General features: G+C 57.6%; 24 protein-coding genes, 1 pseudogene and 1 riboswitch. Of the genes and pseudogenes, 14 read left to right on the top strand and 11 right to left on the bottom strand.

The features are described 5' to 3' along the window. Positions 1–43 precede the first annotated feature (43 nt). A complete protein-coding gene (locus tag JOE09_RS02200; protein ID WP_105595617.1) occupies positions 44–619 on the top strand; it encodes a TerD family protein in 576 nt (191 codons plus the stop codon). Positions 620–731: 112 nt separating this feature from the next. Here JOE09_RS02200 and JOE09_RS02195 read toward each other — a convergent pair whose 3' ends face one another. After that, a complete protein-coding gene (locus JOE09_RS02195; protein WP_205064629.1) occupies positions 732–1,748 on the bottom strand; it encodes a lipoate--protein ligase in 1,017 nt (338 codons plus the stop codon). 269 nt (positions 1,749–2,017) lie between these two features. Next, positions 2,018–2,117, top strand: a riboswitch (guanidine-I (ykkC/yxkD leader). 59 nt (positions 2,118–2,176) lie between these two features. Between JOE09_RS02195 and JOE09_RS02190 the strand changes: the two genes are divergently transcribed. The 9 genes and pseudogenes from JOE09_RS02190 to JOE09_RS02150 form a co-directional block, all read left to right on the top strand. Next, the gene (locus tag JOE09_RS02190) at positions 2,177–3,235 is read left to right on the top strand and encodes a putative urea ABC transporter substrate-binding protein (protein WP_205064628.1); all 1,059 of its coding nucleotides are present in this window, start codon (positions 2,177–2,179) and stop codon (positions 3,233–3,235) included. A 24-nt stretch (positions 3,236–3,259) separates the two neighbouring features. Then, positions 3,260–4,075: an ABC transporter permease gene (locus tag JOE09_RS02185; RefSeq protein ID WP_105593842.1), complete on the top strand. Its 816-nt coding sequence runs from the start codon at positions 3,260–3,262 to the stop codon at positions 4,073–4,075. Then, positions 4,072–4,860, top strand: coding sequence for an ABC transporter ATP-binding protein (locus JOE09_RS02180; protein WP_205064627.1), 789 nt, complete (start codon positions 4,072–4,074; stop codon positions 4,858–4,860). Before JOE09_RS02185 ends, JOE09_RS02180 begins: the two co-directional genes overlap by 4 nt. Continuing rightward, positions 4,857–5,600: an urea amidolyase associated protein UAAP1 gene (locus JOE09_RS02175; RefSeq protein WP_205064626.1), complete on the top strand. Its 744-nt coding sequence runs from the start codon at positions 4,857–4,859 to the stop codon at positions 5,598–5,600. The genes JOE09_RS02180 and JOE09_RS02175 overlap by 4 nt, the downstream gene beginning before the upstream one ends. Then, the gene (locus JOE09_RS02170) at positions 5,597–6,232 is read left to right on the top strand and encodes an urea amidolyase associated protein UAAP2 (protein WP_205064625.1); all 636 of its coding nucleotides are present in this window, start codon (positions 5,597–5,599) and stop codon (positions 6,230–6,232) included. Before JOE09_RS02175 ends, JOE09_RS02170 begins: the two co-directional genes overlap by 4 nt. Then, positions 6,223–6,387 (top strand): hypothetical protein, encoded by a 165-nt coding sequence (locus JOE09_RS02165; protein WP_172606625.1) that lies wholly within the window; start codon positions 6,223–6,225, stop codon positions 6,385–6,387. Before JOE09_RS02170 ends, JOE09_RS02165 begins: the two co-directional genes overlap by 10 nt. A gap of 77 nt (positions 6,388–6,464) precedes the next feature. Beyond that, a complete protein-coding gene (gene uca, locus JOE09_RS02160) occupies positions 6,465–10,064 on the top strand; it encodes an urea carboxylase (RefSeq protein ID WP_205064624.1) in 3,600 nt (1,199 codons plus the stop codon). A 162-nt stretch (positions 10,065–10,226) separates the two neighbouring features. Beyond that, positions 10,227–10,457 carry a DUF1272 domain-containing protein gene (locus tag JOE09_RS02155; RefSeq protein WP_200558815.1) on the top strand — a complete coding sequence of 77 codons (231 nt, stop codon included), beginning with the start codon at positions 10,227–10,229 and terminating at the stop codon, positions 10,455–10,457. 13 nt (positions 10,458–10,470) lie between these two features. Continuing rightward, positions 10,471–10,626 (top strand): annotated as a pseudogene (locus tag JOE09_RS02150) (DNA-binding protein); the annotation flags it as partial. A 1-nt stretch (position 10,627) separates the two neighbouring features. Here the strand turns inward: JOE09_RS02150 and JOE09_RS02145 are convergent. The 6 genes from JOE09_RS02145 to JOE09_RS02120 all read right to left on the bottom strand — a co-directional run bounded on the left by JOE09_RS02145 (position 10,628) and on the right by JOE09_RS02120 (position 16,492). After that, positions 10,628–10,987 (bottom strand): MmcQ/YjbR family DNA-binding protein, encoded by a 360-nt coding sequence (locus JOE09_RS02145; RefSeq protein WP_205064623.1) that lies wholly within the window; start codon positions 10,985–10,987, stop codon positions 10,628–10,630. Positions 10,988–10,989: 2 nt separating this feature from the next. Beyond that, positions 10,990–11,499: a thioredoxin family protein gene (locus tag JOE09_RS02140; protein ID WP_205064622.1), complete on the bottom strand. Its 510-nt coding sequence runs from the start codon at positions 11,497–11,499 to the stop codon at positions 10,990–10,992. Between the two features lie 81 nt (positions 11,500–11,580). Then, entirely contained in the window at positions 11,581–12,522 is a 942-nt protein-coding gene (locus JOE09_RS02135; protein WP_205064621.1) for a ketopantoate reductase family protein, read from the bottom strand. Between the two features lie 141 nt (positions 12,523–12,663). Further along, positions 12,664–14,133: a pyridoxal phosphate-dependent decarboxylase family protein gene (locus JOE09_RS02130; protein ID WP_105593833.1), complete on the bottom strand. Its 1,470-nt coding sequence runs from the start codon at positions 14,131–14,133 to the stop codon at positions 12,664–12,666. 14 nt (positions 14,134–14,147) lie between these two features. Then, the gene (locus JOE09_RS02125) at positions 14,148–15,533 is read right to left on the bottom strand and encodes a diaminobutyrate--2-oxoglutarate transaminase (protein ID WP_205064620.1); all 1,386 of its coding nucleotides are present in this window, start codon (positions 15,531–15,533) and stop codon (positions 14,148–14,150) included. A 359-nt stretch (positions 15,534–15,892) separates the two neighbouring features. Then, positions 15,893–16,492 carry a helix-turn-helix domain-containing protein gene (locus tag JOE09_RS02120; RefSeq protein WP_205064619.1) on the bottom strand — a complete coding sequence of 200 codons (600 nt, stop codon included), beginning with the start codon at positions 16,490–16,492 and terminating at the stop codon, positions 15,893–15,895. A gap of 298 nt (positions 16,493–16,790) precedes the next feature. On the opposite strand from JOE09_RS02120, the gene JOE09_RS02115 reads away from it, so the two are divergent. The 4 genes from JOE09_RS02115 (at position 16,791) to JOE09_RS02100 (ending at position 20,356) form a co-directional block, all read left to right on the top strand. After that, positions 16,791–17,441 carry an amino acid ABC transporter permease gene (locus JOE09_RS02115; RefSeq protein ID WP_105593830.1) on the top strand — a complete coding sequence of 217 codons (651 nt, stop codon included), beginning with the start codon at positions 16,791–16,793 and terminating at the stop codon, positions 17,439–17,441. Between the two features lies 1 nt (position 17,442). Next, positions 17,443–18,210 carry an amino acid ABC transporter ATP-binding protein gene (locus JOE09_RS02110; RefSeq protein WP_205064618.1) on the top strand — a complete coding sequence of 256 codons (768 nt, stop codon included), beginning with the start codon at positions 17,443–17,445 and terminating at the stop codon, positions 18,208–18,210. A 26-nt stretch (positions 18,211–18,236) separates the two neighbouring features. Then, entirely contained in the window at positions 18,237–19,031 is a 795-nt protein-coding gene (locus JOE09_RS02105; RefSeq protein ID WP_239552897.1) for an ABC transporter substrate-binding protein, read from the top strand. Between the two features lie 173 nt (positions 19,032–19,204). Further along, positions 19,205–20,356, top strand: coding sequence for a tetratricopeptide repeat protein (locus JOE09_RS02100; protein WP_205064617.1), 1,152 nt, complete (start codon positions 19,205–19,207; stop codon positions 20,354–20,356). Positions 20,357–20,477: 121 nt separating this feature from the next. On the opposite strand, the gene JOE09_RS02095 is transcribed toward JOE09_RS02100, so the two are convergent. The 4 genes from JOE09_RS02095 to fhuE form a co-directional block, all read right to left on the bottom strand. Next, entirely contained in the window at positions 20,478–20,933 is a 456-nt protein-coding gene (locus JOE09_RS02095; protein ID WP_200558827.1) for an acyltransferase, read from the bottom strand. A gap of 75 nt (positions 20,934–21,008) precedes the next feature. Beyond that, entirely contained in the window at positions 21,009–22,994 is a 1,986-nt protein-coding gene (gene fhuB / locus JOE09_RS02090; protein WP_205064616.1) for a Fe(3+)-hydroxamate ABC transporter permease FhuB, read from the bottom strand. Continuing rightward, on the bottom strand, positions 22,988–23,911 hold the full coding sequence (gene fhuD / locus JOE09_RS02085; protein WP_205064615.1) for a Fe(3+)-hydroxamate ABC transporter substrate-binding protein FhuD: 924 nt from the start codon (positions 23,909–23,911) through the stop codon (positions 22,988–22,990). The genes fhuB and fhuD overlap by 7 nt, the downstream gene beginning before the upstream one ends. Next, positions 23,901–26,090, bottom strand: a complete 2,190-nt coding sequence (gene fhuE / locus JOE09_RS02080) for a ferric-rhodotorulic acid/ferric-coprogen receptor FhuE (protein WP_205064614.1) — start codon at positions 26,088–26,090, stop codon at positions 23,901–23,903. Before fhuE ends, fhuD begins: the two co-directional genes overlap by 11 nt.

Raw genomic sequence — 26,090 nt, 5'->3', positions numbered from 1 at the left:
TAAGACGCTGCCCGAATCACCCATTATCAGCAGGAGCATTAAAATGGCAGTTTCTCTCGTAAAAGGCGGCAACGTATCCCTCACCAAAGAAGCACCAACCATGAACATCGCCATGGCCGGTCTGGGCTGGGATGCTCGCGTAACCGACGGTCAGGACTTTGACCTGGATGCTTCAGTCTTTATGGTTGGCGAAGATGGCAAAGTGCTGAGCGACAGCGGCTTTATCTTCTTCAACAACAAGCTGAGCAGCTGCGGCTCCGTTGAGCACCAGGGCGACAACCGCACCGGTGCGGGTGATGGCGACGATGAGCAGGTGAAAGTTGAACTGAGCAAAATCCCGGCCGATGTGAAAAAACTGGTCTTTGCGGTTACCATCTATGATGCGGAAGCGCGTAAGCAGAACTTCGGCATGGTCAGCAACAGCTTTATGCGTATCTACAACAACGATAACGGCAGCGAAATCGCCCGTTTCGACCTGTCTGAAGATGCCTCTACCGAAACCGCGATGATCTTCGGTGAGCTGTATCGCCACGGCGCAGAGTGGAAGTTCAAAGCAGTAGGCCAGGGCTTTGCCGGCGGTCTGTCCGCGCTGGCTTCCCAGCACGGCGTTAACGTCTGATCATCAGTTAATAAAAAACCCGGCGAGTCCGGGTTTTTTTTCGTCCGCCTGCGGTGGCTGTGGTCAGGAGCGAACCTGGGTTTCAGGCGGCGAATGCGGCAGGCAGTGCCACTCAGCGCAAACTTTCCCCCAGCCACGCTGCCAGCTGCAGCAACTCTTCCCGCTGCTGCGGAAACTCAGCAATCAATTCTTCCGCCTGGCGAGAAACGCTCTGCGGCTGATATTTCTCGCCCTGTAGCTTCTCCTGTAACGCTTCCAGCGGGGCCGGGTTCAGGCTGTCGGTGTAAATCCGGCAGCGTTGAATGATGCCGCGCTCAACGTCAACGTGGATCTCCACGCCGCCCCAGCTGAAGCGGGTATCCAGCTGATGGGCGAAATCCGGGGCCTGGCCAAAGTTCCACTCCCAGCTGCTCTGGCGGGCAAAGGTTTCGGCAAAGCCGGGGAGGTCGGGGAACGCTTCCGGTGAAATCAGCTCCGGCTCACAGCGGTCTCCGTAGTAGTCGAAGAAGGATTTTGTGACAGCGTCACAAATTCGTTCGTAGCTGATATCCGGCTGAAGCTCCTGCAGATTCGCCACGCGGGAACGTACCGAGGTGATGCCTTTGGCCTGTAGCTTTTTCTCGTCAGGGTTCAGATAATCGGCCAGCCGTGACAGATCGGCGTTCATCAGCAGAGTACCGTGATGGAAGCCGCGATCGCGGGTTTCACGATAGGCCGAACCGGAGACTTTTCGCATCCCGTCGGCGGTGCTGACCACCAGGTCGTTGCGTCCTGAAGCTTCCGCCGTCATGCCCAATGCTTCCAGCGCGTGCAGGATAATCCCGGTAGACACGCTTTTGTCGTACTCCGGCTTACCGGCCATAAAGGTAAAGCAGCAGTTGCCGAGGTCGTGAAACACCGCGCCACCGCCGCTGCTGCGGCGCGCCAGGCGAATGCCATCTTCGTCCATGCGGCGGGTATTGCACTCTTTCCACGCATTCTGCGCCCGGCCAATGACCACCGTTTCCGCGTTACGCCACAGGAACAGCACCCGCTGAGTGGTGGGCATCTGGCGGAAGATGCACTCTTCCACTGCAAGGTTAAACCACGGGTCCCAGGATTCAGATAACAGCAAACGCAGTGAGGACATCAGTAACTCCATTTCCATATTAAGGCCGCCGGGCAGTGCGCGACGGCGGGAGTGCGGCGCAGGGATCATACTCTGGCGGCGACCGACGTGTCACCTTCGTCCGTATACCGGGCTGCACCGAAGTGATGCAACCTGCCTGATCGTGAGGCAGAAAAAGATGACTGGCGCGTTCTGATTATCGCAACTCATTGTTTAAAATGAAATTGAACTTCTGGCATAGCTTTTGCTTTTATCTCTCTAAGCAGCAGCGTTACCCAGATAACTAACAAAAAATAGCAGGCTAGGGTTCCGGTCCACCAACGTGGATGTCTGGTCCGAGAGCTGGCGACCTCGGTTGAGGTTACACGGCGGGACAAAAGCCCGGGAGACAGCAACACCGCAGGTGTAGCGCTGCTCCCGTATTTTTTCCGCCGACACCGAGGTCCGATATGAAACTATCCCGTTTGCTGGGCGCCTGTCTCCTTACCGCCACCGCGCTTCTCAGCCTGCCGACGCAGGCCGCCGCTAAGAAAGAATTCAACGTCTGCTGGACCATCTATGCAGGCTGGATGCCCTGGGGGCAGATTTCCAGCTCCGGCATCATCGATAAGTGGGCCGCTAAGTACGGCATTAAAATCCACGTCACCCAGCTCAACGACTACATCGAGTCAATCAACCAGTACACCGCCGGGCAGTTTGACGGCTGCACCATGACCAATATGGATGCCCTGACGATTCCAGCCGCCGGCGGCGTGGACAGCACCGCGCTGATCCTCGGCAGCTATTCCGAAGGCAACGACGGCGTGGTGCTGAAGGGCAAAGGCAAAACCCTGAACGACCTGAAAGGCATGAAGGTGTATCTGCCTGAGCTGTCCGTATCGCATTATCTGCTGGTGCGCGGCCTGGAGAAAGCCGGACTGCAGGAGAAAGACGTCACCGTGGTTAACACCTCTGATGCCGATATTGTTTCCGCCTTCGCCACCCCTGGCGTGCAGGCCGCCGTGGCCTGGAACCCGCAGCTTTCGGTAATCAAAGCCACTCCGGATACCACCGAAGTGTTTGGCTCGCAGCAGGTTCCCGGCGAGCTGATCGACATGATGGTGGTGAACACTGCCGTGCTGAAAGACAACCCGGCGCTGGGCAAGGCGCTGACCGGTGCCTGGTTTGAAATGATGGCGCTGATGAAGGCCGGGGATAACAAAGCCCTGACTGAAATGGCGACCGCCTCCGGCACCGATCTGGCGGGCTATCAGGCTCAGCTGAAAACCACCCATCTGTTTTATACCCCGGCCGATAACCTGCAGTTTATAACCGGCAGCGAGCTGGCAAAAACCATGCAGCGCGTGGCGCAGTTCTCCTTTGATAAGGGGCTACTGGGCGACGGCGCGCAGAGTGCGGACTTTATCGGCATGCAGTTCCCCGGCGGCGTAACGCAGGGCGACAGCGGCAACCTGAAACTGCGCTTCGACGACAGCTATCTGCAGATGGCCGCAGACGGCAAGCTGTAACCGATGACGCAAGGAGTAAACGCAATGCGGCAAATTAACCGCCACCCGACGCCGGGCGCACGCCTGATGCTGATACTGCTGCCGTTTGTGCTGGTGATCGCCGCGTGGCTGATCGGTTCGGCCATCCGTCTGGAGGCCAACCCGCAGGACAAACTTCTGCCGGGTCTGGGACAGATGATCGATGCCGTGCACCGTATGGCCTTCGTCGCGGACAAACGCAGCGGCGATTACCTGTTCTGGACCGATACGCTGGTCAGCCTGGCGCGTCTGCTGGTCGGGCTGGGCATCGCCGCGCTGTTGGGGCTGTGCTTCGGCATTGCCTCCGGGGTTTTCCCCATGCTGCGCGCACCGCTTTCGACCTTTATGACGGTGATTTCGATGGTGCCGCCGCTGGCGATACTGCCGGTGCTGTTTATCGTGTTCGGCCTGGACGAGCTGTCGAAGGTAATGCTGATTGTCATTGGCGTCACGCCGATGCTGGCACGCGATCTGGAGCAGCGGGCGCGGGAGATCCCGGTAGAAATCCTGATTAAAGCGCAAACGCTGGGGGCCAGCAGCTGGACGCTGGTCCTGCGCGTGGTGCTTCCGCAGCTGCTGTCTCGACTGCTGGTCTCACTGCGGTTAATGCTGGGCGCGGCGTGGCTGTTCCTGATCTCCGCAGAGGCGATTTCCGCCACCGCCGGGCTGGGCTACCGCATCTTTCTGGTGCGCCGCTATATGGCGATGGATGTGATCCTGCCTTATGTGGTGTGGATCACTCTGCTGGCCTGGCTGATGGATCTCGGCCTGCGCTATCTGAATCGCAAATGGTTCCCGTGGTCGACAGGAGCACAGTCATGAGTTTTATCGTCATCGATAACATCTGGCAGGAGTATGGTCGCCATGTGGTGCTGGAGCGCCTTAATCTGAACATTGCCGAAGGGGAGTTCTGCACCATGGTCGGGGCATCAGGCTGCGGAAAATCGACCTTTCTGCGCCTGCTACTGGGACAGGAAAAGCCCAGTCGAGGGCAGATTCTGCTGGCCGGAGAACCGCTCAAACCGGAGCCGGATATCACCCGGGGCGTGGTGTTCCAGCGCTATTCCGTTTTTCCCCATCTCAGCGTGCTGGACAACGTCACCATCGGGCTGGAGCTACCGCGCTCACGCTGGAGCGGCCGCCTGTTCGGCCAGCAAAAGCGGGAGGCTAGGGAAAAAGCCGCTGCACTGCTGGTACGGGTGGGGCTTGGCCACGCGCTGAACAAATATCCTGCCCAGCTGTCGGGCGGCATGCAGCAGCGGCTGGCGATTGCCCAGGCGTTCATTATGCAGCCGCGCGTACTGCTGCTCGACGAGCCTTTTGGCGCACTCGATCCCGGCATCCGTAAAGATATGCACCAGCTGCTACTGGAACTGTGGCAGGAAACCCGCCTGACGGTGTTTATGGTCACTCACGATCTGAGCGAAGGGTTTCATCTGGGCACCCGGCTGCTGGTGTTTGACAAAGTGCGTATCGATCCCCACGAACCGGAAGCGTACGGCGCCCGGATCACCTATGACATCCCGCTGAACGAGCAGCGCCAGCCGCCACGCGATATCGTGACGACCGCTGCGTCGTCTTCAGCCGTAAAGGAGTTTTCCCTGTGAACACCACTCAACACAATCATGCCGATACTGAGAGCGAAGTTCTGCCGGGCGGCGGACACACCTCATTTATCCTGCGTCGCGGACAGGTCCTGCGCATCACTGATACCACCGGCGGTGCCAACGTCAGCCTGATGATGCTGAACGCCGCAGAGAAAAGCGACCGCCTGAATCTGCCGGATACCCTGAAAGCGCAGCACACGGCGAAGCTGACCACCGGCCACTGCCTGTATTCCGATATGGGCCGGGTGCTGGCCGCCATCGTTGCCGATACCTGCGGCTGGCACGACAGTTTTGGCGGCGTGCTCAATGCGGCTGAAACGTTGGAAAAATACGGTCAGGGGCGTTATCAGGAACTGAGAAACGGCTTTTATCGCAACGGCACCGACAACCTGCTGGTCGAGATGGGTAAATGGGATTTGAACCTGCAGGATCTGCTGATGACCCTGAACCTGTTCAGCAAAGTCACGGTGGATGAGAAGGGCCAGTTCCATTTCGAACGCGACTATTCCCGCCCCGGCAGCTATATCGAACTTTACGCGCCGCTCGACGTGCTGGTGATTATGACCGCGCTGCAGCATCCGATGGACCCGGCGACCGAGTATGCTCCGCGCCCGGTCAGCCTGAGCTGGCGGGAGGCGGACGATCCCGCCGCGCTGCTGTCCTGTACCGAAATCCGCGCTGAGAACGCCCGCGCGCTGATCAACACCACTAAGTTTTGCCGCCATGGAGCCCCATTATGAATCCCGTTGCCAGCACCCGAGATATCCACGATGCGGTTTACCGCCACACTATCCCTGCGGGTGAACCGTTCCTGTTCGAAGTCCGCCAGGGTCAGACGGTGCGCCTGCACGATCTTGAGGGCAATCAGGCGGTGGATACGCTGTTTTACAGCGCCCGCAACCCCCGTGAGCGCTACGATGCCCAGCGCACACTGCGCCGACAGAATAACGTTTACCTCACCACCGGCAGCGTTCTTTACTCCAACCTCGGCAACCCGCTGTTGACTATCGTTGCCGATACCTGCGGCCGCCACGATACGCTGGGCGGTGCCTGTTCACAGGAGAGCAACACCGTGCGCTATGCGCTGGATAAACGCCATATGCACAGCTGCCGCGACAACTTCCTCTGCGCCAGTCTGCACGATGGTCGCCTGCAAAAGCGCGACCTCGCTGCGAATATCAACTTCTTTATGAACGTGCCGGTGACCCCGGACGGGGGATTGACCTTTGCCGACGGTATTTCGGCCGCCGGAAAGTACGTTGAACTGCGTGCGGAATGCGATGTGATCGTGCTGATCTCAAACTGCCCGCAGTTGAACAATCCCTGCAACGGCTGGAACCCGACCGCGGCTGAGGTACTGATATGGAATTAATTTTTCAGCGCTTGCGATTAGTGATGCCGCTGCGTTTCTGGCAGAAAGCGGGGCTGCTATGCCTGCGGCTGCTGGAAGCCCGCACCGCAAATTATGCGGTGTTGTCCGATCCGTCGGGCCACCTCAGCGGGCGCGCATCATCCCGCTCGCGTTAAGGCGATTTTTCTCCGGTGGACGACCACAGGAGATCGAATTGATGGCGGGACGGCCCGCCAGAGTGTGAGTCTCAACCATGTTTACAAAAGTCCTTATTGCCAACCGTGCCACGCTGGCCTGTCGCATTCTGCGCACCCTGCAAACCATGAACGTCAGCGGCGTTGCGGTGTTTTCCGAAGCGGATGCCGGCAGTCTGCATATCAGCCAGGCCGATGAGGCCATCAGCCTTGGCGACGGACCTGCGGCGCAAACCTATTTAGTGGTGGAGAAAATCATTGCGGCCGCACGTGAAAGCGGAGCACAGGCCATTCATCCTGGTTACGGCTTCCTGTCGGAAAATGCGGCGTTTGCCGACGCCTGCGAAGCGGCAGGTATCACCTTTATCGGCCCGACCCCGGAGCAGCTGCGGCTGTTTGGCCTGAAACATACCGCCCGCGATCTGGCCCGCCGTCAGGGGGTGCCGCTGCTGGAGGGCAGCGATCTGCTGGACAGCGTTGATGATGCGCTAAACACCGCAGAAAAGGTTGGCTATCCGGTGATGTTGAAAAGCACGGCGGGCGGCGGCGGCATTGGTATGCGCGTCTGTGGTGATGCCCGCGAACTGGCCGACGCGTTTGCCACGGTAAAACGACTGGGCGAAAACAACTTCAGCGACGGCGGCGTGTTTATTGAAAAATACATTACCCGCGCGCGCCATCTGGAGGTCCAGGTCTTCGGTGATGGTGCCGGAGACGCGATCGCTCTTGGCGTACGCGACTGCTCGGTTCAGCGCCGCAATCAGAAAGTCATTGAAGAAACCCCGGCACCGCATCTGCCGGAAGGGATGGCAGATGCGCTGTGCAGCGCTGCCTTACAGTTGGCGAAAGCGGTTAACTATCGCAGCGCGGGCACCGTGGAGTTCGTTTATGACAGTGAAGCGCAGCAGTTTTACTTCCTTGAAGTCAATACCCGTCTGCAGGTGGAGCACGGCGTAACCGAGCAGGTGTGGGGCGTGGATCTGGTTCGCTGGATGATCGAACTGGCCGCCGGAGCGCTGCCGCCGCTGGCGGAGCTGGCGGCAGGATTGCAGCCGCAGGGGCATTCGATTCAGGCGCGGCTGTATGCGGAAGATCCCGCCCGCCAGTTCCAGCCATCGCCGGGGCTGCTGACCGAAGTCAGTTTCCCATTGGCAGACGGTCAGCGGCTGCGCATCGACAGTTGGATTGAAGCGGGCTGCGAAATCCCGCCGTTCTTCGATCCGCTGCTGGCAAAAGTCATCACCTGGGCCGACAGCCGTGAAGAAGCGACCGCCGCGCTGAGCGACGCACTCGGCGACATCCGCCTTTACGGCGTAGAAACCAACCGTCAGTACCTGCAGCAGATCCTTGCAGATCGGCCTTTCGCCAGCGGCCAGCCGTGGACGCGCTGCCTGGAACAGCTGGTTTATCTGGCCGAAACTATCGAAGTGCTCCAGCCCGGCACGCAAACCACGGTACAGGATTATCCCGGCAGGCTGGGGTACTGGGCGGTCGGCGTGCCGCCGTCGGGACCGATGGACGACCGCGCGCTAAGGCTGGGCAACCGGCTGCTGGATAACGCACCGTCCGACGCGGCACTGGAAATCACCCTCAGCGGCCCGACGCTGCGCTTTAATACCGCCGCCGTTATCGCCATTACCGGCGCAGAAATCGGCATCGAACTGGACGACGTGCCTCAGCCGATGAATACCACGCTGGCGGTTTCCGCCGGTTCCGTACTGAAGCTGGGCGAGATCGCCAGCGCTGGCGCACGTAGTTATCTGTGCCTGCGCGGCGGTATTGCCGTGCCGGAGTATCTGGGCAGCAAAAGCACCTTCACCCTCGGTCAGTTTGGCGGCCACGCCGGTCGTGCCTTACGTACCGGTGATGTGCTGCATCTTGCTGCCTGTGATGGCGGTGTCGCTGGAGCCACGCTTCCAGCTGAACTGTGCGCACCGCTGCCGGAGGTGCGTACCCTGCGGGTGATTTATGGCCCGCACGGCGCACCGGAATATTTCACCGCCGACTGGATCGACGTCTTCTTTGCTACCGAGTGGCAGGTTCACTTTAACTCCAGCCGTACCGGCGTGCGGTTGATTGGTCCCAAACCGGAGTGGGTACGTGAAAGCGGCGGTGAAGCGGGGCTGCATCCGTCAAATATTCACGATAATCCCTATGCGGTGGGCGCGGTGGATTTTACCGGCGATATGCCGGTGATCCTCGGTCCCGACGGCCCAAGCCTGGGCGGATTTGTCTGCCCGGTCACCGTAATTGAGGCGGACCTCTGGCAGCTAGGACAGCTCAAGGCGGGCGATCGCCTGCGCTTTGTACCAGTCGATATCACTACCGCGCGGCGGTTGGTGGCCGCGCGTCAAACCGAACTGGCAACGCTTCAGCCGCAGGAGAACCGCTGGATGACTGCACCGATTGCGTCCCCGGTGGTGCTGGACTGCGGCAGCGACGATTGCAGGCTGGTTGCCCGCCTGTCCGGCGACACGCATCTGCTGCTGGAAATCGGCGCGGCGGAGCTGGATCTGGTGCTGCGCTTTCGTGCACACGCCCTGATGCAGGCGCTGGAGGCACTACAGAATCCGGCGATCATTGACCTCACGCCCGGTATCCGCTCGCTACAAGTCCACTACCGCCCGGATGAGTTGTCACTGGAATCGCTGCTGGCGATGATTGCGCCGCTGTGGCAGGACGTCTGCCAGCAGCGCGATCTGCGCGTGCCGTCGCGCGAGGTCTGGCTGCCGCTCTCCTGGGACGATCCGGCGTGCCAGCAGGCGATTGATAAATACATGACCACCGTGCGCCGCGATGCCCCCTGGTGCCCGAGCAACCTGGAGTTTATCCGCCGGATTAACGATCTACCGGATATCGATGCGGTTTATCGTACTGTGTTTGAAGCCAGCTATCTGGTGATGGGGCTGGGCGACGTTTATCTCGGCGCACCGGTGGCCACGCCGCTCGATCCGCGCCACCGTCTGGTGACCACCAAGTACAATCCGGCACGCACCTGGACCGCCGAAAACTCAGTCGGTATCGGCGGTGCCTATCTGTGCGTTTACGGTATGGAAGGGCCTGGAGGCTATCAGTTTGTTGGCCGCACCCTGCAAATGTGGAACCGCTATCGCAATGTGGCGGACTTTAACGGAAAACCCTGGCTGCTGCGCTTCTTCGACCGTATTCGCTTCTTCCCGGTCAGCGCCGCCGAGCTGGAAACTATCCGCCGCGACTTCCCGCTGGGGCGCTATCCGTTAAGAATCGAGCAAAGTGAACTGGCGCTGGCCGACTATCAGGCGTTTCTGACGCAGGAAAGCCAGACTATTTCGGCATTCCGCGACCATCAGCAGTCTGCGTTTGATGCCGAACGCCAGCGCTGGATCGCTTCCGGCCAGGCACACTTCGACAGCCAGGAAGAAGCGACCGTTGAGGATGAATACCAACCGCTGGCGGCGGGGCATCAGGCGGTGGAAAGCAGTATTGCCGGTAATCTGTGGCAGGTCAGCGCAAATGTGGGTGACACTGTCACTAAAGGCCAGTCTCTGGTGATTCTGGAATCGATGAAAATGGAGATCCCGCTGCTGGCGCCCTGCAACGGCGTTGTGCGCGAGGTGCGTGCCGCGCCGGGTTCCGCCGTCAGGGCCGGGCAGTGCGTGGTGGTCATTGAGCAGGACTGACCGCGCAGGCATCCTGGTACAGGTGCCGTTCTGTGTGGCGCGGGTATTCACGCAGGAACGGCGATCCTGTCCGGTTCTGTCCGTTTGCTGTCCGAAAACGGTATTTCGCCGACGGCAAACGGACGGTATGCTGACTAAAAAACGACGACGAGGATGGGGTAAATGCTGGAACTACGACCGGGATGTGAATACTGCGATATCAACCTGCCGCCGGAGTCGCTGGATGCGGTAATCTGTTCGTTTGAATGTACCTTTTGCCGCGACTGCGCAGAGAAACATCTGCAGGGCAAATGCCCGAACTGCGGCGGGGAACTGGTGCGCAGACCCATCCGCCCGGCGATCAAGTTGGAGAAGTTCCCGGCTTCTACCGTGCGGGTGCTGAGGGAAGGATAAAGCGAGGAGACCTGTGGCTAAAGACAGCTTACATGATGAGGCAATGATTGAAATTCTGCGCGAAGATCCCCTCTTTGCTCAGGACTATCTTAATCAGGCTTTGCTGGATATTGATGAAGAGGGTGGCCAGCAGGCATTTCTGCTGGCATTACGCCATGTTACAGCCGCGCTTAAAAGCGCGGATGCTTATATTTCGGCACGCCGTTGAGCACCAGTCGCCAGGAATCGTTCACCAGCTGTTCGATCAGCCCGGCAGTGATTTTCTCGCCCGGATGAACCGAAATCCAGTGGCGTTTATTCATGTGATAGCCCGGGTGGATCGAGTCATAGATCGCCCGGTGCAGCTCGCCCTGTTCCTGCTGGCACTTCAGGGTGATAATTTTTTCCCCGCGCAGCTCGGTAAGCAGCAGAAACATTTTATCCGCCACCTTGAACACCTGATGCTCCGGGCCAAAAGGGTAGCTGCATTCTGAACCGGAAAGCAGTTCAGCGGCCGCAATAGCCGCCGCATGAATTTGTCCACCGTCCATGATTAAGACTGCCGATGCTGTTGGATAACCGCCACGATATCTTCAACGGTATCCGCCAGGCGCTCGCCCTGCTTATAGGAGGAGAGCGTGTCTTCATCACCGTTGAGCACCGACTGCGGGCGCTCAATAAAGGTGCCAAGCGGATTCAATTCTGCATCAAGGATCGCCGCAAACGGAATCTTCACTCTTTCCACGCCAAACTGCTGTTGGAACAGCACCGTCGCCTGGTCGCGGGTAATGATACTCATCTTCATATCCGGTGCCAGACGGCACAACGCCTGAAAAGCCGGCACGTTACGCAGGCAGTCAGGGCACCACATTTCTGCCGCAACCAGCAGCGTGTAGCTGCCGTCCAGCCGTTCGATTTCGCCTTTCAGCTCGTCAGAGAGAAAGCCGACTCGTTCGGTTTTCGCCTGCTCGCGCAGCAGATGCTGTATCTGCTCATCATTGCCCTGGCGGATAAACTGCGGATAGTCGACGCCAAGTTCGATCAGTGTATTGAAATCTGTCACCTGCTGCTCCCAAAAGTAAAATAGTAGGGTATCAACGTGCTGGACCAGGCTGAAATATCAGCCTGGCGTTGGGTATTGCCGTTATGACGCTGCCGTCTGTGAAGATGCCTGTCGCTGAAGCAGGTACACCTGCAAATTGACCCATACCGCATTCAGCAGCGGCTTCGCCAGCTGATGGCGTTGGGCGCGCTGTACCAGATCGCCAATAATCTGATCGGCTTCAATATCATATCCCTGCATCAAATCGCGATACATCGACGATGTTAACGGGGTTTCAGGATTGCTGAGCCAGGTTAAAATGCCGTCGGTCTGCGCCTGACGATGCTGATAACCCTCAGCAATCAGGGTAGAGAGTACCTCATTAAACAGCCCGGTTAACATAGCCTGACCGCCTCCGGAGGCGACGACCTGGCGGGTATCACCGCGCGCCAGGCAGGTTACCGCCCCCAGGGTACTCAGCAGCAGCCATTTTTCCCACAGCTCACAGGCGATAGCATCGCTGAGGAAGGCGTCAAAGCCACAGTCACGCAGGGTAGAATCCAGCTGCTGTAGTCTTTCGCCGTTATCGCCGTTGAGCGCGCCGTAATAAAGCTGATGCAGCGGCGAGAGCTGGACAATCTCGCCCTCTGGCCCCAGCGTAGCGTGGATTTTGCACAGTCCGCCGATAACATGACGATCGCCAAAGCGCTGGCGCAGTAAATCGATATGCCGCATGCCGTTGAGGACAGGGAGGATCAGCGTATTCGGTCCCACTGCCGGAGCGATATCCTCCATAGCCTGGTTCAGCCCAAAGCCTTTAACCGTCAGCACGATGAGATCGTAAGGGCTGCTGATTTCAGCGGCGAGGAGGGTTACGGGGTTCAGGGTTTCACGCCCCTGCGGGGTTTGCAGGATCAACCCGTTTTTTTGTAGCTGCTGGCTGCGATGCTCGCGCAGCAGGAAGGTGACATCACGCCCGGCCTGCGCCAGTCTTGCACCAAAGTAACCGCCGGTTGCTCCCGCGCCAACAATCAAAATACGCATAATCCACTCCATCGTTGCGAAACATAAAGATTCAGACTCCGTGAACCGGTATGCTATCAATCTCCCGCCGAGATGGGCAACAAAAAAGCCGGTGACATTGCTGTCACCGGCTTTCGATTAAGTCCCTGAATCGGGCAGAAATTACGCCGCGATCTGCTCGGCGGTTTTTTCTACCAGCGCCAGCAGCACTTTGATGTCTTCCAGCGTGACCGTCGGGTTCAGCAGCGTCAGCTTCAGGCAGGTTACACCATCAGCTTCCGTCACACCCACGTTGGCGCGGCCAGATTCCAACAGCACATCACCGATTTTCTGGTTGAACAGCGCCAGGGCAGTATCACCCGCGTCGGAGAGCTGCTGCGTGCGGTAGCGGAACAGCACGCTGGCCAGCTGCGGCTGCATCACCAGCTCCAGCGCCGGCTGCTCGCTGACGTACTGAGCCACGTCCTGCGCCAGCGTGACGCCGTGATCGATGATCTCCGCGTACTGTTTCTGGCCTAACGCTTCCAGACCCATCCACAGTTTCAATGCATCGAAGCGGCGGGTGGTTTGCAGCGATTTAGACACCAGGTTTGGTACGCCCTGGGCTTCATCAAACTCGGAGTTCAGGTAAGCCGCCTGATAGCGCATCAGCTCGTAGTGGCGCGCTTCCTTCAGCAGGAAAGCACCGCAGCTGATGGTCTGGAAGAACTGCTTGTGGAAGTCCAGAGTAATGGAATCCACCAGCTCCAGGCCGTCCAGGTAGTCGCGATACTTCTCGGACAGCAGCAGCGCACCGCCCCAGGCCGCATCAACGTGAACCCAAATCTGGCGCTCGGCAGCCAGCTCGGCAATCGCCCGCAGCGGATCGATTGCACCCGCATCGGTAGTACCGGCAGTGGCTACGATAGCCAGAATCTGCTCGCCGTTAGCCTCCGCCTGCGCCAGTTTCTCCTGCAGATCGTTAAGATCCATACGGGAGAAGCGATCGGTTTTCACCAGCGTGACCGACTGATAACCCAGCCCCAACAGCGCCATGTTCTTCTGCACGGAGAAGTGCGCATGCTCGGAGCAGAGAACACGGATTTTCTTCAGGTTGCCAACCAGGCCATCCTGCTGAATTGAGTGTCCCTGGCGGGCAAAGAAGGCATCGCGTGCCAGCATCAGGCCCATCAGATTGCTCTGCGTACCGCCGCTGGTGAATACCCCGGCATCGCCGGGCTGATAGCCAACCTGGGTGCGCAGCCATTCAATCAGCTTCATCTCGATGATGGTCGCTGACGGGCTTTGATCCCATGAGTCCATGCTCTGGTTAGTGGCGTTGATCAGCACTTCCGCCGCCTGGCTTACCACCAGGCTAGGGCAGTGCAGATGCGCCACGCACTGCGGGTGATGGACCGCAAGGCTGTCTTTCAGGAAGTACTCAATTGCACGCTCAATCGCGGCCTGATTACCCAGCCCCTGCGGATTGAAATCAAGCGTAATTCGCTCGCGCAGTTCGGCAACGGTTTTACCCTGATACATCTCGGGCTGCTGCAGCCACTGGGCTACCGCTTCGCTACTCTGGGCAATCGCCTGGCGATAGGCTTCAGTGCTTTGCGCTGAACCTGCCAGAATCGGGTTTAACCTGGACATCGAATTCACTCCACTCAGACCGGTTTTACGCCGCTGGCAAGCAGGGCGTTTTCAAATTTATCCAGGAACACTTCCAGCTCGCTGTCGCTGATCAGCAGGGAAGGCAGCAGGCGCAGTACGCAACCATCGCGTCCACCGCGTTCCAGGATCAGACCGTTTTCGAAGCATTTTTTCTGCAGCAGCGCGGACAGCGCGCCGTCAGCCGGGTAGCAACCCATATGATCCTGCGCTTCATTTGGCTTAACGATCTCAATACCGATCATCATGCCCAGACCGCGCACGTGGCCAATGACCGGGTAACGCTGCTGCAGTTCAGCCAGCTTACCTTTCAGCCATTCGCCCTGCGCCGCCACTTTTCCAGCAACGTTGTTTTCTTTCAGGTGCTTCAGCGTGGTCAGGCCGGTGGCCATTGCCAGCTGGTTGCCACGGAAAGTCCCGGTGTGGTGGCCAGGAGACCAGGCATCGAACTCTTTCTTAATGCCCAGCACGGCCAGCGGCAGACCGCCGCCAACGGCTTTCGACATCACAATGATGTCTGGCTCAATGCCAGCGTGTTCAAAGGCAAACAGCTTACCGGTACGGGCAAAGCCAGCCTGAACTTCATCAAGGATCAGCAGGATGCCGTGCTCGCGGGTCACCTTACGGATACGCTGCAGCCACTCGGCAGGAGCCGGGTTCACGCCGCCTTCACCCTGAACGGCTTCCAGAATTACCGCCGCAGGTTTACGCACGCCGCTTTCAACGTCGTTGATCAGGTTGTCGAAGTAGTAGGTCAGTGCTTTAACGCCTGCTTCACCACCGATACCCAGCGGGCAGCGGTATTCGTGAGGGTAAGGCATAAACTGCACTTCCGGCATCATGCCGTTGACCGCTTCTTTCGGTGACAGGTTGCCGGTTACCGCCAGCGCACCGTGGGTCATACCGTGGTAGCCGCCGGAGAAGCTGATCACGCCGGAACGACCGGTGACTTTTTTCGCCAGTTTCAGCGCGGCTTCAACGGCATCGGCGCCGGAAGGACCGGTGAACTGCAGGCAGTACTCTTTACCCTGGCCTGGCAGTAAAGAAAGCAGATATTCTGAGAAGCTGTCTTTCAACGGCGTCGTCAGATCGAGTGTATGTAACGGCAAGCCGCTGGTAATGACATTTTGGATGCTTTGCAGGATATCAGGATGGTTGTGGCCCAGAGCCAGCGTTCCCGCACCGGCCAGGCAGTCAAGATATTGATTATTCTCAACATCGGTAATCCACACGCCTTCTGCTTTTGCGATTGCAAACGGCAGCTTACGTGGATAACTCCTAACATTTGACTCAAATTCAGCCTGGCGCGCCAAATAGGTTTCATTGTTTCCTTTTAATGAATCTGCACCGAAATTATCAATACGGACTTTATCCGTCATCATATCTCTCCTACAACCGTGAGTTTCAGAACGTCACAGTTGAATAAATGAATGAAAAGTTAACTGCTGTGAAAAAACGCGGCCAATATAGGCCATTTTAAGTCGCTACTCAATGATTAATTTTAATTAGTTATACTTATGATTTTATCATAGGAATCAATACGTTGTTGATTTGCTGAACAATCGTCTTTCGGGGGATTTGTTCCAGTCGCTTTATGCATAAATTTTCGATTTATGAATATTTAAGGCAATAAGGGAGGAGGGGTTGTTGTTTGCAAAATCCACAAACAGAGCAAAAATCGAACAATATCAAGGCGAATCGCTCGATTAATAAGCAAACAAAGCGCGGGAATTACGTAGATTTACAGATGATGATGTTGCTGAATTTGCATAATCCACAGCACTTTTGCTGTCTCAGAACCGTGATTAAATACGCTATGGGTTAAATGACTTTTAAACTGGAAACTATCGCCCACCATTAACGTGACGCTGTCACCTGATACGGTAAGCGACAGTTCACCTTCCAGCAGCAGGCCTGCTTTTTCCCCGTTCCCCATCAACATTTCCCTGGGGCCGGAGCCGGGTGGAATGGCGATCAGCATAAACTGTAAGTCATGTTCACCGCCTGGCGACAGCAGCTCTTTGGCAACGCCGCTCTCACCAACGTGAAAATGAGGACGGTCCTGTCGCCGCCGCACAAAATGCTCCGGCCCGCCAGCGGGCGGTTCGTCGGCATCCAGCAGGGTGGTCAACGGCACGCCGAGGGCAATACGCAGCTGTTCCAGCATCCGCACCGTGGGATTGGTCTGGTTGCGTTCTATCTGGCTGATGGCTCCGGCTGAAACACCGGCCTTTGCGGCAAGCTCATTAATTGTCAGGCCGCGCAGTTTGCGCATCTGCCGCACTCGCAGGCCGATGTTGGCCTCAAGGGATAACGTGGGTGACTGACTCTGTTTATTCATTTGACCGAATCCCGTAGCGCATCAGAACTGCGATTAAGATTCAGTATAATGAATTAACCCCAGCCTTTGTCAATCTTGAATCGCTTTGCCTTCCTTATAATCCAAAAATTGAATAATTCATCATAATCATGAGCTTAAATGACTGATACATGATTTTCAGCGCGGGTTTGAGGGCAATAAGTATTCCCTATGCTCCAGCCTCTGTCGCGCGTTGACATCTTTTTTAGTGAAGCAGACATTCAATATGTTGAATATTTGCTGGCTATTTGAGCGCTAACATTATCACCGGGGAGAAAGAATGGACTGGAGCAGCGTGCATAATTATCTGCCTTTCTTGCTGAAGGGCGCGGAAATGACCATTACGATCACCGTGCTGGCGCTGATCATCAGTACACCGCTGGGCCTGCTGTGGGCTGCCGGGAAGATGAGCGGGTTGCGTATTATTGTCTGGCCGGTATCAATCATTATTAACATTACTCGCGGTCTGCCAATGATCGTGGTGCTGTTTTATATCTACTTCGTGTTTCCCGATATTGGCATCACGCTGACCGCATTTCAGGCCAGCGTGATCGGTATTGCCTTCTGTTTCTCCTCCTATATTGCCGAAATCTTCCGCGCCGGGATCGAATCCGTCGATCGCGGCCAGCTGGAGGCCGCGCGTTCCATGGGCATGGGATTCGGCAAAGCCATGGTTCGCGTGGTGCTGCCGCAGGCGTTTCACGTCGCGCTGCCGCCGTACAGCAATACGCTGGTAATGATGCTGAAAGATTCCGCCCTGGCTTCCACCATCGCCGTCACCGAGATGACCCGCCAGGGGCAGCTGATGGCCTCATCCACCTTTGATAACACCACCATTTATACACTGGTCGCCATTCTGTATCTGGCGATGTGTCTGCCGCTGATGGCGCTGACCAAACGCCTGGAAACCCGCCGCCTGAAAGGAGCCTGAGATGATCGAAATTAACGATGTGCATAAACGCTTTGGCCCGGTTGAGGTGCTGAAAGGCGTCAGTTTCAACGTCAAACAGGGGGAAGTAGTCTGCCTTATCGGGCCGTCCGGCTCCGGTAAGTCGACCATTCTGCGCTGCATCAACGGGCTGGAAAGCTATCAGGGCGGCGAGATCCGCGTGCTTGGTCAACGCGTGGATAATCAACAGCGTTCGATTAACGATCTGCGTCGCCAGGTGGGGATGGTGTTTCAGCGCTTCAACCTTTTTCCCCATCGTTCTGTGCTGGAAAACGTGATGGAAGGGCCAATTCACGTTAATGGTGAAGCGCGTTCCGTTGCCGAGAAGCGAGCGAAATCGCTGCTGGATCTGGTCGGTCTGGGCGAAAAAATCAATGCCTGGCCACAGCAGCTCTCCGGCGGTCAGCAGCAGCGCGTAGCCATTGCCCGTACGCTGGCGCTTCAGCCGAAGGCCATTTTGTTTGATGAGCCCACCTCAGCGCTGGACCCGGAACTGGTGGGCGAAGTGCTGCAGGTCATGCGCAACCTCGCGCAGGAGGGGATGACCATGATCGTTGTCACTCACGAAATGCAGTTTGCCAGCGAAGTGGCCGACCGCGTGTGCTTCCTGCACAGCGGCAACATCGTTGAGCAGGGTACCACCGATCGGGTGCTGGGAAATCCGCAGGAGCCGCGCACCCGGGATTTCCTGCGCCGCGTACTGCGCGAACCGGCCATTCATCACTGTGAGCACTGCCGAAAAAATGCCTGACCTTCACTCTCAATGGGACGATAAAAATGAAAATGATCTCCAATCTAAAGCGTACACGCCTGTCTTCTCTGCTGCTGGCCGGCGCACTGTGCTGCGGAACATTTGCCAGCGTTGCGCAGGCCGAAACGCTGAAGCTGCTCGCGGGTTCCACGCCTGCAAGCCGTCCGACCTGCTTTATGGATCTGGAAACCGGTAAGTTCCAGGGCTTTATGCCGGAAGTAGCGGAAGAAGTGGCGAAGCGGGCCGGATTTGAAGTGAGTTTTAACGCTATTCCGTTCTCTGCGCTGTTGCAGTCCCTGCTGTCCGATAAAATCGATATGATCGTGGCGGGCATGACGCCGACCGACCAGCGCAAAACCAAAGTCGACTTTTCCGAAGGGATCACCGGCATCGGCGAGGGGATTTACGCCCGCGATGATAATAAAAAGGTCTACCGCACGCCTGCCGATTTCAAAGGGGAAACCATTGGCATCATGGCCGGTACCGATTACGGCCGCCGTATTTCTGAAATGAATATCGCGAAAGAGGTGAAATTCTATGAAAATGCGGCGGATCTGGCACGCGATGTGTCTCTTGGCCGGGTCAGCATCGGTATGAACGATTATCCCATTCTGAAAGGCCAGGCCAGCATTGGCAATCTGAAGGGCATGCACGTGGTGGAAACCTATCAGGCCACAAAAGTCTCGCCGGTGGCATTTGCCGTGCGCAAGGGTAATGGCCCGCTGCTGGAAAAAATCAACGCGGCTCTCACCAGCATGAAACAGGACGGCACGCTGGAAAAAATCCTGAATAAATGGGGCATTCAGTATATCCCGGCCTGATTGGCTGATTGGCTGATTGGCCAGGCTAATATGTCGGCGCGGGCTGACAGGATTGTTGTCGCCAGCCAAAAGCGGCAGGCGGCAGGCGGCAGGCGGCAGGGAATCTCTCTGCCGCCTCTGGTGGAAGGCAACCGGCAGCGTTAATATGTCCGAAAAAAACGACAGGGTTTTTTATGTCCCGCCCCGAACTGCAAGACAGTCTCAAATTTGCCGATCACTACACCCATCCTGATTTTCCTTTATATAAGGTAACCTCGCTAAACGCCGATGCCGACTACAGCGAAGCGATCGCCTTCTTCGTTAATGGCGTTGAGGATGATCCACAGTGCCAGAACAATCTGGCGATATTTTTCGCCCTCGGCATTCACTATCAGCAGGATCTGGAAAAAGCACGTACGCTGCTTATCTCGGCTATCGAGCTCAAACTGTCGCAGGCGTACTTCAACCTGGGCCTGTTGGAGCACTACCGCCTGATACCGCGCACAGCATTGACGCTACATCGCTTTACCAGCGCGCTGTCACTGGGCATAAAAGAAGCCAGCTATTATCTTGGCCAGCATGAAGAACGGAACATCAGCCATGCGGATTTCGATGGCAATGCCATGGATCGCTCCGAGGCGTTTGGCGATGCGCGAGTCAGATCGTTGAGATACTACGCCGTTGCTGCGGACGTCGGGCACGTTCTGGCGCTGACCCGCATGGGGGATATTTATCATAGCGAAATGGAGGTGAGAGACGATGCGCTGGCGATGAAGTATTACTCGCAGGCGGCGCAAAAGGATCATCTTCCCGCCATGTTTTCGGCGGCAACGTTATTGACCCGTGGCTACAGTCCGCGGCTCAGCGTGACTGAAACGGATAAGTCCGCGTTTTACATCCATGAAGAATGCGACCCGGAGCGCATCACGGCATTGCAGGCGATAATTATTGAACAAACCCGCGATCCAGAGGCTGCAATCACGCTGCTGAACCGAGCCTGGAATATACACCGGTCCGTAGAAGCGCTGGAAATGATGGGGGATATCCGTAAAGAAGAGAAAGACTATCGGGGCGCGGGATCGTATTACATGACGGGGATGCATAAAGGCAGTATTCCCTGCCTGGCGAAGTGCGGCGAAATGTTTTTAATCTGTGAAGAGATACGGAGTAAAACAATAGCGAGAGATCTGTTTAAACAGTTCAAAGCGCGGCTGGCCGAGTCACGTCTTCTCAATCCTAAGATGCTGGAGCTGACCGAAATGATTAACAGCTATAAGGAAGCGCTGAAGCCAATCCCGAGGAAGAAAAAAACGGTCGACGGAGATAGCGATAAGACCGCCGAATGAAGCAATCAAAGGCTCAATCTGGCTATTGATGAGAATAATGCGGCTACTGTTCATGCCGGACAGCTTATCACAAGGTTCCGGCACATTGAGCTTGGGGATTTTACTCCCCCGGCACGAGTTCTCAGGGCAGCTTTCTGATCAAGCGCGCCGGGTTCCCGGCATAAATTCCTTTAACCGTCACCGGCCGAATCACCACGCTGCCGGCGCCAATCACCGCACCGCTGCAAATCGAGGTGGTCAGCACGGTAGCACCGCTACCAATAGTGACGTTGTCACCGAGAGTAATGGTAATCCAGCTGCTGGCATCCGGGTCCGGCGCGCCGCTGCGGAACAGATCGTTGGCGAAGGTAACGTTATGGCCGATAAAGCAGTTTTCACCCACGGTGACGTTTTCGCAGAGAAAGCTGTGTGACTGGATGCGGCTGCCGCGACCAATCACGCAGCCTTTCTGGATCTCAACAAACGGTCCGACAAAAACATCGTCGTCCAGCCGACACTGGTAAATATTTGACGGGGTGATGATTTTGACGTTTTCCCCGGTTTTGACATCACGAATGCTGCACTCAATGGTTTTCATCTGCATTTCATCCTTAAACTGCGTTGATACGTTAGTGGTTAAGAGGCCGATACTAACACCATCTGAAGCCGGTCGTCAGGCGCGACCTTTACCCTGCTGGCGCAGCAGATAAATAAACCAGGGGGCACCGATAAAGGTGGTAAGCAGCCCTGCCGGGATCTGGTTAGGGAACATCACGATGCGGCCGCACCAGTCGGCGATCAGCATCAGCAGCGCACCGATAATCGCCGCCATCGCCAGCTGCGGCATCGCCCGGCGGAATCCCATAATGCGCGCCATATGCGGCGACATCAGGCCGATAAAACTCAGTGGCCCGACCGTCAGCGTGGCGCCCGCGGTCAGTATCGACGCCAGCAGCAAAATTGTCATGCGGGACCCTGCCAGCGGTACGCCTAACGATCTGACCGTATCGTTTCCCAGCGGCAGCATGGCAAGCCAGCGGCGGCAGAGCGGCATCATCACCAGCAGCACCAGAGCAAGCAGCATACTGGAGGCCGCCTGCACAGGTTCCACGCCGTAGGTAGAGCCGGAAATCCAGTTAAGTAGATTGCCCAACCGCGGATCGCCGCTGGCCAGTAGCAGGGAAACGATCGCCGAAAACAGCGTGCCCAATCCCACACCCGCTAACAGCAGGCGCTGGGAGGAGAAATGCTGCCGCCCGGCGACGAGGAGAATGGTGGCCAGTGTCAGGGCCGCACCGCCGCTCCCGGCGTACAGCTGGGTGGCAAAACCGGCGGCGGGCAGGAAAAACATCACCGCAATGACCGCAGAGGCCGCCCCCGCGCTGATCCCCAGCACTTCCGGGCTGCCCATCACGTTGGCGGTCAGCTTCTGGATCAGCGTACCGGCCACGGCCAGCATGATACCTGCACTCAGTGCCGCAACCGTGCGCGGCCAGCGCCACGGCAGAACGTGCCACACATTATCACCCGCCCAGCTCAGCCCGTGACTGTTGCGGCCGACCATCAGAACAATGACTAACGCCAGCAGCAGCAGCCCGGCGGCGCAGGCTATCCATAGCCAGGGCCGCGCACGTTCAGCACCAGGTGCTGAAACCGAAGCGGAAGGCGGGGCGGAATGCCGCAGGCGCGGTAGCAGCCACAGCAGGATTGGCGCACCGATCAGCGCGGTTGCGGCCCCGGTCGGGACCTCCTGCCAGACCTGCGCCAGCAGCACCATCGACTGATCGGAGAGCCACAGCAGCAGCGCTCCGACCAGCGGTGCCAGCAGCAGGCGGGGGATCAGGCGACGCGCACCCAAAAGCCTCGCCAGCAGCGGGGCAAACAGCCCGATAAACCCAATAACGCCAACGGCGTTAACCAGCAGGGCGCTGAGCGTAATAGCCAACCCAAGCGCCATCAGCCGTGCCAGGTTAAGCCCCAGGCCAAGGTTGCGCGAAACGTCGTCATCCACACCTAGCAGTGTCAGTGGCCGCACCAGCAGCAGCGCGATTACCAGCGCAATAGACAGGCGGGGAGCCAGTGAAATGACCTGCTGCCAGTCAGTCTGATTCAGCGCACCGCTACTCCATAAAAACAGGCTTTGCAGGTCCTGATAGTGGAACAGCGCCAGCAGGCTGTTTATCGCGCTGCAGTACAGACTGAGCACCAGTCCGGCAAGAATTAATGTCACCGGCGAAAGCCGTTTTCCCCAGGCGGTGCCGAAAACCGCCGCGCCGATAACCAGCGCGCCGAGCAGGGCGGCAACCGGCTGCATCGCCGTGCCGCCGGGTAGCATACCCAGGCTGAAAAGCGTGATTCCCAGCTGTGCGCCGCTGGCCACCCCGAGCGTAGCCGGTTCCGCCAGCGGATTGCGCAGTACCTGCTGGAACAGCACACCCGCCAGCGCCAGCCCTGCACCAACCAAAAGCGAAACCGCCACGCGCGGTAGCGTTGTGTAATAAAAAATGATCTGACGGATATCGTTGCGATCGGGGTGAAAGAGGGCATCAGACCATAATTGCCGGGGCAGAACCTGCTGCGCGTTATACAGACTGAGCAGCAGCGCAACAAAGCCCACCAGTACCAGCAGCGCGAGGGATTTGTACTGAATTCTTACCATTGTTTTTCCTGTTGCTGCAGCATCCGGCAGAAACGCAGTGCGGAAAGGGTGGCACCGAATATCCACAGGGCGGGCACGGTTCTCAGCATATTTTCCCTGACGAAGGGAATAGCCTGCCACAGCGGCGTGGCGGCGACGCGTGCTCTGGCCTGCTCATCGCGATGGTCCAGGCAGATAGCGCGCAGCGGCGGCAGGGTCGCCAGACGCTCAAGGCCAACCATCGCCGTACCCCAGCCGTTATCGTCGCCCTGCCAGGCGTTTTCGATGCCCAGGCGGGCCATCACGTTACCAAACAGGCTGTTTTTACCGAGGATCATTACGTGGCGATCGTCAACCAGGGTGAACACCAGCAGCGGCTGGCGGCGAAATCCTGCAAGCTGCCCGCGTGCTTCCTCTAACTGGCGATCGAACCAGGCTAAATGATCATGCCCGGCCTGCGTTTTATCCAGCCGATCGGACAGCTTAAGCAGACCATCACTGACAGTGCGCAGCGGCTCTCCCCGTTCACTGGTAAAGCTAAATTCCATCGAAGGGGCGATGGCGTTCAGCTGCGATGAGCGTGGCCCGTAGCCTTCGGAAAACAGCAGCAGGTCCGGCTTCAGTTCGGCGATGTATTCCAGGTTGGGTTCGGAACGTCGGCCAATATCCAGCACCGACGCTGGAATAGTCGGTTCACCTACCCAGATGCTGTAATCGTGGGTATCGGCGGCACCTAACGGCGTCACGCCGAGGGCAAACAGCATCTCCAGCGGCAGCCACTCCAGCGCAATAATACGCTGCGGTACAGTGGCGCTTGCTGATGCCAGCGGCAAGAGCGGTAAAAGGGCCAGCGCCGTCAGCAAACGACGGCGCGGCAAATCAACCCAATGCGGAGACTTCCCGGCGAACCGCCGGGAAGAATAACCATCAGAAGGCATAGGAAACGCTGACCGAGTAGTTACGCGGCGCACCGTACACGGCGTAATCGCTCAGCCAGGAATAGTAGCTGCGGTCGAACAGGTTATTGACGTTGGCCTGCACGGCTACCTGCTTGTTAACCTGGTAGCGGGCAAACAGGTTCGCCAGCGGGTAGCTGCTCTGATAAACGCGGGTCGTTTCGCCATCCGGTCCTGTCGCATCCTGGAAGGTACGGCTCTGCCAGTTGACGCCGCCGCCGACGGTCAGCTCACGCAGCATCGGCAGCTGGTAGCGGGTGAACAGTTTGAACGAGGTCTGCGGCATATTGCTGTTGAAGCGGCCTTCCGTATCTTTCGCAACATAGCGCGTGGCGCCGAAAGTCATTTGCAGATTGTCGGTTACTGCACCGTTGATCTCAAACTCGGCACCCTTGCTGACTGCACCTTTGGTCGAATAGTAAGCCTGTTCGCTTGATCCGTTAACGAAGTTGTCGCCGTCGGCCTGCGCGGCGTTTTCCTGCTCGATGCGGAACACGGCGAAGGTGGCGGTCAGACGGCCGTTGTACCAGTCCGATTTCAGTCCGGTTTCATAGTTTTTACCGGTGACCGGCGACAGATACTTACCGTCGCGATCGCGGTAGGTTTGCGGCTGGAAGATCGAGGTGTAGCTGGCGTAAGCCGACCAGGTATCGTTAATGTCGTAGACCAGGCCACCGTACGGCGTAATGTTGTTTTTACGCACGTCGCCGCTGCTGCCCATGGTGCTCCATTCGGTATAGCGCGCGCCCAAAATCAGCGCTAACGGATCGGCCAGCGAGAAGCGCGCGGCGGTATAGGCGGATTTCTGCCGAACAATGTCATCGGCGTTCTGATACCAGTCGCCCCATTCTGGCTCCTGCGCGCTGCCATCCCAGCTGTTAAAATCGCCCATCTGATCATAATCCAGTGAGCCATCGGCGCTGTAGGTGGCATTATGCTGGCGGCTGTAACTGACGCCTGCAACCAGTTCATGCTGGCGACCGGCCAGTTCAAACGGACCGCTGGCGTAGGTATCCACCGACTCCAGCTTGCGCTTGCCGCGATCCTGGCTACCGAAGCCGGACACGCCCTGGCCGGTGGTCACATCCGGGAATTCCATCACGTACAGCAGTTTATCGTTAAAGGTTTCTTCCGCGTGGGTGGCATTAACGCGGAACGACCAGCCGTTATCAAAGTTATGGCTGACGTTGGCAAAAATTTTACGCGAATCGGTGCTGTAGCGCGTCCAGTCTGCCGCCGGGTTGGTACTGCGGTTAAAGTGGGTGCGTGAACCGTCGCTGTACCAGGTCGGCAGACCGCCCCAGGTTGGATTGCCGGTATTACTCTGCTGATAATCGTAGCCGAGCGACAGGGTGGTGTTGTCGGTGACGTCGGCATCAATCACGCCATACAGGAACTTTTTGGTTTTGTGGTAGCGATCCAGCCAGCTGTCCTGATCCTGATAACCGGCTACGATTCTGCCACGCACCGTGCCCGCTTCGTTAAGCGGGGAAGAGACATCGGCCACATAGCGCTGCTTGTCCCAGCTGCCGTAGCTGGCGGTGAGATTGCCGGTAACCTCTTTGCTGTCCGCATGCTTACGTACCATATTCACCGAGGCGCCCGGGCTGCCCGCGCCGGTCATCAGCCCGGTCGCGCCGCGCACGATTTCAATGCGGTCATAGATTGCGGTGTCTTCAGCGGCATCGCCGTAGTTCCAGGTATCGCTGACCGAGGTAGGAATATCGTCATAGGTGTAGCTGCTGATCTGGAAACCTCGGGCGAAATAGGCTGACCGTTCGCTGTCGATCAGTTCGGTGGCAACGCCGGTGGCGTTATCCAGCACGTCGCCCACCGATTGCAGATCCTGATCCTGAAAGCGCTGTTTCGTCACCACGCTAAGCGACTGTGGTACGTCACGCGGCGCCAGCAGCATTTTCGTTCCGGCATGGGTGGTTTTCACCTGATAGTCCTGTGCTTCGTTTGCATCGCCATCGTCTGCCGTCGCCGTTACCACCAGGTCCTGCTGCGCTTTATCCTTTTGCGACGGGGCCGTTGAATCTGCTGCGTGCGCCGGGTGGGTCAGCGTATGAATCGCCAGCGCCAGCAGTGAAACGGTAAAAGTATGTTTAACAACCGATGCGCGCTTAGCGGCACCGTTTTCCCTGCCAACAAAAGACAT

It is taken from the genome of Pantoea coffeiphila (assembly GCF_016909495.1).
GTDB lineage: Bacteria > Pseudomonadota > Gammaproteobacteria > Enterobacterales > Enterobacteriaceae > Erwinia > Erwinia coffeiphila.
The sequence above is the reverse complement of the archived record's forward strand: the minus strand, read 5'-3'. Positions and strand labels throughout refer to the sequence as shown.